Source organism: Pseudomonas sp. AC463 (genome assembly GCF_979253585.1).
This window is the reverse complement of sequence record NZ_CEEDDZ010001236.1, coordinates 1-231: the sequence shown is the minus strand read 5'-3', so window position 1 is coordinate 231 and position 231 is coordinate 1. Positions and strand designations below refer to the sequence as shown.

The 231-nt window shown below is 64.1% G+C and carries 1 protein-coding gene; it reads left to right on the top strand.

The window, feature by feature from the left end; all coding sequences use genetic code 11:
• A partial coding sequence (locus AC0IYH_RS34250) for a beta-galactosidase trimerization domain-containing protein (protein WP_471838955.1) occupies positions 1-231 on the top strand: 231 nt, incomplete at both ends.

Below are 231 nucleotides of genomic sequence, written 5' to 3'. Positions count from 1 at the left end.
GCTCTATACGTTCAAGAGCGGCTTTTCCGACGAGAACACCAAAGTGCGCTACGCGACGCAGCCCGGCGCGATCGCGGAGGCGGCGGGCGTCAGTTATCAGCAGTTCACGATTCCGGAGGGCGTCACACTCGACGGCGATCCGTTCGGCGTCGGCGAGAAGGACAACACGGCACGCTGGTGGATGGAGATGCTGACCCCCACCACCGCCAAGGTCGTCGCGCGCTACAAGCA